Genomic DNA, 6,832 nt, shown 5'->3' on the forward strand with positions numbered 1-6,832 from the left:
GGGCGTGGGAGAGGGTCAGGGCGGGACCGGAGTGCCGCCTGGAGGGCCGTCCCGTCCATCCCGTAATGTGGCTTTTGTCGTCAGGCAAGTAGCAGCCGGACGCGGCTCTTGGGGAAGGGACTCTAGGACTTGATGGAGCGCACCGTCGTCCGTTGTGCCGATGGGCACGTGTTCAACACCGCTTCGTTCCCGATGCAGCAGGCCGAGCGCCTCGGACCCGGACGGCTCGTCCGCTGTCCTCGCTGTGCGCGGCTTCGCAGCGTCGTACAGGTGACCTTGGAGAAGCGCTAGAGAAAGGCGCTAGAGAAAAGCGCTGGAGATCGGTACCAGGCGCGCGGGTCCGTCCGATGGTGGTCGGTTCGCGCGCCTTGCGTATCCTCGGTGGGTGCTTCTCTCAGACAAGGACATCCGGGCCGAGATCGACGCCGGGCGGGTACGGATCGATCCCTACGACGAATCCATGGTGCAGCCGTCCAGCGTCGACGTGCGCCTCGACCGCTTCTTCCGGGTGTTCGAGAACCACCGCTACCCCCACATCGACCCCTCCGTGGAGCAGACCGACCTCACGCGGCTCGTGGAGCCGGAGGGCGACGAGCCGTTCATCCTGCACCCGGGGGAGTTCGTCCTCGCCTCCACCTACGAGGTCATCACGCTCCCCGACGACCTCGCCTCGCGGCTCGAAGGCAAGTCCTCACTCGGCCGGCTCGGGCTCGTGACCCACTCCACCGCCGGGTTCATCGACCCCGGCTTCAGCGGGCACGTCACCCTGGAGCTGTCGAACCTCGCGACCCTCCCGATCAAGCTCTGGCCGGGGATGAAGATCGGCCAGCTGTGCATGTTCCGGCTCTCCTCGCCGGCCGAGTTCCCCTACGGCAGTGAGCGCTACGGCTCCCGCTACCAGGGCCAGCGCGGCCCCACCGCTTCTCGCTCCTTCCTCAACTTCCACCGGACGCAGGTATGAGCGGCGCGGACGTGCGGGAGAACCTCACCTACGAGGCGTTCGGCACCGCGGTGCGTGAGCTCGCGCAGACGATCGCCGACGACGGTTACGAGCCCGACGTCGTGCTCTCGATCGCCCGCGGCGGGGTCTTCGTCGCCGGCGGCCTCGCGTACGCCCTGGACTGCAAGAACATCCACCTGGTGAACGTCGAGTTCTACACCGGCGTCGGGACGACCCTGGAGATGCCGGTCATGCTGGCCCCGGTCCCCAACGCCATCGACTTCTCCGACAAGAAGGTCCTGATCACCGACGACGTCGCCGACACCGGCAAGACGCTCAAGCTGGTCCGGGACTTCTGCCTCGACGCCGTCGCCGAGGTCCGCTCCGCGGTCATCTACGAGAAGCCGCAGTCCCTGGTGAAGTGCGAGTACGTCTGGAAGCGCACGGACGACTGGATCAACTTCCCCTGGAGCGTTTTGCCTGTAGTACGTAAGTCGGGGGAGCCCATCACTCCGTCAAAGGAAGCTATCTGAGCTGCGGCTCCAATCGAGCCTGTGAAGTGCTCCAAGGTAGGCCCGGTCGGGCGAGATCGCCGACCTGCCGGTTCTTGCGTCGCTTGCTGCTGTTCCCCGTTGCTCCCCGCTAGATGCTGCACGACCGGGCCCGCGCAGCCGTACATGCTGCCATCCTTGATGCGGATTGGAAATCGGGGCGGTAGCAGCTCTACAAGCGGCTCGGGTAGGTGGCCAAGTGTGGGTGTATTGGCCACTGCACCCGCTTTAAGAGCGTGGTTGGGTGACCATGGGCGTGACCTGGCCGTTCGTCGCATAGAGCTGATCACCGGCTGTTGCCGCTACTGCACCGTGGTTCCCCGTGGGTCTCCGCCCGTTCTGGCACGGCAGTGGCACGGCCTGGCTTGCAGCCAAGCTCACCCGTTAGGGCTCAACCGGCCGCTTAAGGGTGTAGATCACCGATCGGCCTTTGTGGACCTGAGGGGGTTCGGGAAACTGACTCCACTCGGGAGACTGGATGGTCTGCGTCCAGGAGTCGGTCTCAACGCTCGCGACCTCCCAGCCTTCAGCGCCCAGCTGGTTCATGTGCACGAGGCGGAGAAGGGGATTGATCTCCATGAGCTGGCCCGAAGCGTCGGACCAAGATCCTGAACTGGTGCCGTCTCCGAACCACTTCAGAGTGAGTTCTCCGTACTCCCACTTGATTCGCATGGCACCCAATTGTGGACGTGCAGCCGGGGTCCGGTAGCTGATTTTCGTAAATTGCCTACAGGTGCTTGGGGCAAGTCACGTGGGTCGGATGTAACGAGGCGTACGCACCACAATGTCTCACCCACCACTTCCCCAGCTTCCATCCCGTCCGCCGTCGACCCACACACCGTGGAGCGGGCGTGGTTCATGGCGTCCAGGTGGAGCGCGCCACTGTACGAACGACCTGGACGCCATGGGCCGCGTCTGCTCGGCTCTGCCTGGGTCGATGGTGGTCGGGATGGAAGCTCCCCGCGCACGCCACTATGGACCCGCGGCCGCGTACGGCGCCCCCTCCATCCCGGTGCCGGCCGATCCCCCGCCGGAGGCATCGTTTTGACCGTGGCCTGCCCGTCTAGGGCTCTACCGTCCGGGCCGTAACATGCTTGCGGCCCCAGGGGCCAGGCCCGGCGCCGAAGGCGCAGAGGGCCAGGCCCAAGGGGCCAGCCCGCGCTTTGCGCGGGCCCTTGATGAGGTAGAGAAACCTGTAACAGGTCGCGCAGGCCTACGCGTCGAAGTCGTACTCCAGGATGTACGAAGCGGCATCGAGCGTCATCTCGTTGATCTCGACGGGGCGACCCTCGTCAGCGAACGCGGTCCGGCAAATGAGGATGACCGGCGTACCTGCGGAGATGCTCAACTGTTCCGCCTCATGCTTCGTGGGCATGCGGGAGCGGATCTCCTCGCGGAAGTGCACTGGCTTGTAGCCGAGTTCGGCAAGACGGGCGTACGTCCCGCCGGGTCCCGTGTCCGCCTGAGTGATCGCTGACCCCGCCACCATCGATGTGGGGAGATAACTCGTCGCGAGAAGGACGGGCTTCTCATCCAAGACGAACCGCCGCCGCCTCACGCACACGGTGTCCTCGCCACCTAGCTCCAGGACCTGCCCGATGCGTTCCGGTGCTGTCTCCTCGGACACCGTGACCTGATCGACTACAAGAGCGCGGTCCTCGATGTCGGCCGACCAGATGGATCGGCCGCTGCCCCACTGTTCCTGTGCGAGTCGCTTGATGCCTTGGCGCCGGAGGGGGCGGAAAGACCGTACGAAGACACCAGCGCCCTTGCGGGCCTCGGCGATGCCCTCGTCCTTGAGCACGCTCAGGGCCTGACGTGCTGTCATGCGGGCCACGCCGTGGGTGGCCATGAGGTCGTTTTCTCCCGGAAGCCGATCACCGGGACCGTACTCGCCCGACCGGATCGCCTCGCGTAGAGAGTCCGCGATCCGCTGGTACTTCGGCCGACGGTCGTCGTCGGTGGTGGTCATTCGGGAGCCCTCCCTTCTTCTCTAGACAGCCTAGGCCATGTGTACGACCCCTGCCCTCTCGTGTAGCCGCGATCCTGCTTCCTCAACATCTCTAGACAGATTCCTTGACGTCTCTAGAGACGTATGGCCTACTGGAGATGTCTAGAGAGGTCGCGAACGGGTGGCCTCCAAGAACTGAGGGATGGACTCATGCCGTCGTTCAAGATCGACGTTTCGACCGCTGTGGTGTTCGTGGCGACCGCGCCGGAGCCGAAGATGGTCAACAAGAAGACCGATGAGCGGGCCGTGGACCGGGAGACCAACGCGAGTCTGTCGACCGTGGGCTTGCTGGTCTCGGACGAGGGGGAGGGCAACCTCTACCAGGTGACCGTGCCGGAGACGGGCCTTCCCGAGGGTCTGGTGCCGGGGATGCCGGTCAAGGTCATCGGGCTGAAGGCGCGGGACTGGGAGAACGAGTTCAACGGCCAGAAGCGGCACGGGATCTCGTTCCGTGCGGTCGCGATCGCCCCGGTGGCCTGATCATGGCTGACTGGACGGTGTGGCTGGAGGCCACGGGATCCGCGGCCGGTGCGGGCGGACTCGGTTACGCGAAGTACCGGGCCCCGCGGGTGTACTGGTCGCTGGTGGGTCTGCCTGCCACGTGGGGGCGGTTCTCCTTCTCCTACCGGGCGACGATGGACGTGTGCGGGCTGACGGTGCAGCCGTCCGGCCTGCGGGCGTTCATGGCCCGCAATGTAGCCCGGCGTGAGGTGCAGCCGGTCGCGCCGAAGATCCGCCGGATACGGCCCACCTCGACCGGACTGCGGGTGACGCTGCGGCTTCCGGCCGGTCTGGAGCCTGCCGACGTGATCGCCTCGACGGAGCGTCTGCGGCACGCCTGGGGTGTGCACGCGGTCCGCGTGGTGGTGACCAAGCCAGGGTTCGTCGAACTGCGGATGACCGGGTATGACGTGCTGCGCCGGGTGCGGATGCCGCGCAAGGTCCAGCCCGCCGGCATGGCCGTACCGGTGGCGCTGCGCGATGACGGGACCGCGTTCGAGCGGGACTACCGCAAGGCGCCGATGGCGCTCACCCTGGGCGCGAACAACTCCGGCAAGTCCATGTACCAGCGCAACCTGATCAACGGGCTCGCAAAGCTGCCGGTCGCGCTGGTGGGCATGGACTGCAAGCGCGGGGTCGAACAGTCCTCATTCGCCCCGCGGCTGTCGGCCCTGGCAACCAACCCGGACGATGCCGCCTCGCTGGCCGATGTGCTGGTGGCGGAAATGGAAGACCGCTTCGACCTGCTGAACCTGCACGGCGCCTCGGACCTGTGGGAGCTGCCGGAGGAGGTGCGGCCTGCGCCGATCGTGGTGCTGGTCGACGAGATCGCCGAACTCTTCCTGATCTCCCGCCGGGAGGACGAGGACCGCCGCACGAGGATCGTCACGGCGTTGATCCGCCTCGCGCAGATGGCTCGCGCGGTCGGCATCTACCTGGAGATCTGCGGGCAGCGCTTCGGCTCCGACCTGGGCAAGGGCGCCACCATGCTCCGTGCCCAGCTCACCGGCCGGGTCGTGCACCGCGTCAACGACAAAGAGACGGCCGAGATGGGGCTCAAGGACGTCGCCCCGACCGCCGTGGCGACCGCGTGCGTCATCCCCGCGAACCGGCCCGGCACGGCGGTGGCCACCGACGCATCCGGGGGCTGGTGCAAGATCCGCACCCCCGAGATCTCCCGCGACACGGTGGCCGCTACCTGCCGGGACTTCGCGCACTTGGTGCCGGATCTGCCGTTCCTTGAAACCTTCCGCCCCGGCGTTCCTACCCCCGTCTCCGACGCTCCGTCGCTGGTCAAGTGATCGCCATGGCCGTGTCCAAGACTCGCGCGACCGTGACCGCCGAACCGGCGAAGTGCCCGACCTGCAAGGGCTCCGGCGAGGTCTCCCGCACGGTCCACGTCGGCCGCAAGCGCCGTGCCGTGGGCCAGCAGACCGGCCTCTGCCTGACCTGTTTGGGCTCCGGCGAGGTCATCGACTGAAGCCCTCCGGGGCCGGGCGGTTGGACATGACCCCGCCCGTTCCCGGCCCGACCCCCTTGAAGGAGGTGAAGACCCATGTCCCGCTCGCTGCGCGTGGACGCTGTGCTGATCCAGGCTGTGATCGCTGGCGCGTTGTCCTTCGCCCATCTGCACGATCTCGCCGACGCTGCCGGACAGTCCGGCTGGAAGGCCTGGGCCTATCCGATCTCGGTTGATCTGCTGTTGGTCGCCGCCTGGCGTCGGCTGCGTTCGGCTCGCCGGGACCGCTCCGCCTGGACCTGGTTCACGATTGCCCTATTCGCCTCGCTGGGCGCGAACATCGCCACCGCCGGGCTCCTGGATCTGGCGAACGTGCCCGCCTGGCTGCGCATCCTCGTCGCTGGCTGGCCAGCGCTCGCCTTCCTCGGCGGCACCCTCCTCGTCCACTCACCGACCGAACCGGCCGCTCCCACACAGGCTGTGGACGAACCGGCGGCGCTGGACGTCGACATGCAGCGCGACGACGAACCCGTCCCGGCACCGGTGCCGGAACTGGCACCCGGCACCCCCGAGGCGCCCCCGGCCGATGTGCCAGCGGTTCCGGCCGCGCTGCTGGATCACGCCCGGAAGATCGCCGACGCACACCGCGCTTCCACCGGCGCCCCGATGCCCGCCGACGCTCTGTCGGCCCGGCTCCAACTGCCCGCCCCCATGGCGGATGCGATCGCCGCACAACTCCAACTCACTTGAGAGGAAGCGAAGTTGATCACCATGCAGCCCTTCGACCGTCCCGAGCACTTCGTGAACGCGGCCCGAGAGATGGCCGACGCCGGACGCCCGGTCCTGGCCCGCCTGCTTGCTGAGGAAGCCGCCGACCGCACCCCGGACCCGGACACGGCGCGCCAGATCCTCGCTGAGTTCCCCGGCCGCAGCCTGCGACAGGAGAACTGACGCCATGACCGCCTACCGCCGCTTCCGTGACCGGCGCCGCTTCGGCCCCGTGCAGGTCGGCACGTACTACGACGGCCGTGGCCGTGAGAAGCACACCGCGGCGTGCACCGCGCCGGGCTGCGGTTTCTCCGCCGACTACACCGACCGTGCCGCTGCCGAACTCGCTGCCCAGACCCACCGCTGCAAGGCCTAGAAGGGAGATCACTGTCATGGACGTTCCGCTCTGGCTCGCCGTGATCGTCGTCGGCTACCTCGGCATCAAGCTGACCCGCCCGCCGATCTGGCTGGTGGTCCTGCTCCTGCTCGGCGGCTACCTCGTCGCCGGAAGCTTCCTCGGCCCCACCGTCGACAGCCTCGTCAAGTAAGTCCGATCTGAAGGGACACCTCTCGTGTTCACCCCGAAGTACCCGCCCCAGGAC

General features: G+C 67.3%; 10 protein-coding genes. 9 read left to right on the top strand and 1 reads right to left on the bottom strand.

What is annotated here, in order from left to right; all coding sequences use genetic code 11:
• Positions 1-385 precede the first annotated feature (385 nt).
• Together dcd and EHS43_RS33125 are read left to right on the top strand one after the other, a co-directional pair.
• A complete protein-coding gene (gene dcd / locus EHS43_RS33120) occupies positions 386-961 on the top strand; it encodes a dCTP deaminase (RefSeq protein WP_125194353.1) in 576 nt (191 codons plus the stop codon).
• Positions 958-1,473 (top strand): phosphoribosyltransferase, encoded by a 516-nt coding sequence (locus EHS43_RS33125; RefSeq protein ID WP_125194354.1) that lies wholly within the window; start codon positions 958-960, stop codon positions 1,471-1,473. The genes dcd and EHS43_RS33125 overlap by 4 nt, the downstream gene beginning before the upstream one ends.
• A gap of 1,231 nt (positions 1,474-2,704) precedes the next feature.
• Here the strand turns inward: EHS43_RS33125 and EHS43_RS33130 are convergent.
• Positions 2,705-3,463 (bottom strand): GntR family transcriptional regulator, encoded by a 759-nt coding sequence (locus EHS43_RS33130; RefSeq protein WP_125194355.1) that lies wholly within the window; start codon positions 3,461-3,463, stop codon positions 2,705-2,707.
• Positions 3,464-3,652: 189 nt separating this feature from the next.
• Here EHS43_RS33130 and EHS43_RS33135 point away from each other — a divergent pair, with 189 nt between their 5' ends.
• From EHS43_RS33135 to EHS43_RS46765, 7 genes are all read left to right on the top strand, one after another.
• On the top strand, positions 3,653-3,982 hold the full coding sequence (locus tag EHS43_RS33135) for a hypothetical protein (RefSeq protein ID WP_125194356.1): 330 nt from the start codon (positions 3,653-3,655) through the stop codon (positions 3,980-3,982).
• Between the two features lie 2 nt (positions 3,983-3,984).
• On the top strand, positions 3,985-5,304 hold the full coding sequence (locus tag EHS43_RS33140; RefSeq protein ID WP_125194357.1) for an FtsK/SpoIIIE domain-containing protein: 1,320 nt from the start codon (positions 3,985-3,987) through the stop codon (positions 5,302-5,304).
• A gap of 11 nt (positions 5,305-5,315) precedes the next feature.
• Positions 5,316-5,483 (top strand): hypothetical protein, encoded by a 168-nt coding sequence (locus EHS43_RS46760; protein ID WP_185806523.1) that lies wholly within the window; start codon positions 5,316-5,318, stop codon positions 5,481-5,483.
• A 75-nt stretch (positions 5,484-5,558) separates the two neighbouring features.
• Positions 5,559-6,212: a DUF2637 domain-containing protein gene (locus EHS43_RS33145; protein WP_125194358.1), complete on the top strand. Its 654-nt coding sequence runs from the start codon at positions 5,559-5,561 to the stop codon at positions 6,210-6,212.
• 21 nt (positions 6,213-6,233) lie between these two features.
• Positions 6,234-6,413, top strand: coding sequence for a hypothetical protein (locus EHS43_RS33150; protein WP_125194360.1), 180 nt, complete (start codon positions 6,234-6,236; stop codon positions 6,411-6,413).
• Positions 6,414-6,417: 4 nt separating this feature from the next.
• Positions 6,418-6,606 (top strand): mobile element transfer protein, encoded by a 189-nt coding sequence (locus EHS43_RS33155; protein WP_125194359.1) that lies wholly within the window; start codon positions 6,418-6,420, stop codon positions 6,604-6,606.
• Positions 6,607-6,622: 16 nt separating this feature from the next.
• Positions 6,623-6,778 carry a hypothetical protein gene (locus EHS43_RS46765; RefSeq protein WP_169808255.1) on the top strand — a complete coding sequence of 52 codons (156 nt, stop codon included), beginning with the start codon at positions 6,623-6,625 and terminating at the stop codon, positions 6,776-6,778.
• Positions 6,779-6,832 lie beyond the last annotated feature (54 nt).

The sequence above is a fragment of the Streptomyces sp. RP5T genome (genome assembly GCF_003933965.1).
Classification (GTDB): Bacteria; Actinomycetota; Actinomycetes; order Streptomycetales; family Streptomycetaceae; genus Streptomyces.

What these genes read in the sequence shown, in the direction of transcription:
- EHS43_RS33125 (WP_125194354.1), top strand. Translation starts at nt 958, where the DNA reads ATGAGCGGCGCGGACGTGCGGGAGAACCTCACCTACGAGGCGTTCGGC.
- EHS43_RS33130 (WP_125194355.1), bottom strand. Translation starts at nt 3,463, where the DNA reads ATGACCACCACCGACGACGACCGTCGGCCGAAGTACCAGCGGATCGCG.
- EHS43_RS33135 (WP_125194356.1), top strand. Translation starts at nt 3,653, where the DNA reads ATGCCGTCGTTCAAGATCGACGTTTCGACCGCTGTGGTGTTCGTGGCG.
- EHS43_RS33140 (WP_125194357.1), top strand. Translation starts at nt 3,985, where the DNA reads ATGGCTGACTGGACGGTGTGGCTGGAGGCCACGGGATCCGCGGCCGGT.
- EHS43_RS33145 (WP_125194358.1), top strand. Translation starts at nt 5,559, where the DNA reads ATGTCCCGCTCGCTGCGCGTGGACGCTGTGCTGATCCAGGCTGTGATC.
- EHS43_RS33150 (WP_125194360.1), top strand. Translation starts at nt 6,234, where the DNA reads ATGCAGCCCTTCGACCGTCCCGAGCACTTCGTGAACGCGGCCCGAGAG.
- EHS43_RS33155 (WP_125194359.1), top strand. Translation starts at nt 6,418, where the DNA reads ATGACCGCCTACCGCCGCTTCCGTGACCGGCGCCGCTTCGGCCCCGTG.
- EHS43_RS46765 (WP_169808255.1), top strand. Translation starts at nt 6,623, where the DNA reads ATGGACGTTCCGCTCTGGCTCGCCGTGATCGTCGTCGGCTACCTCGGC.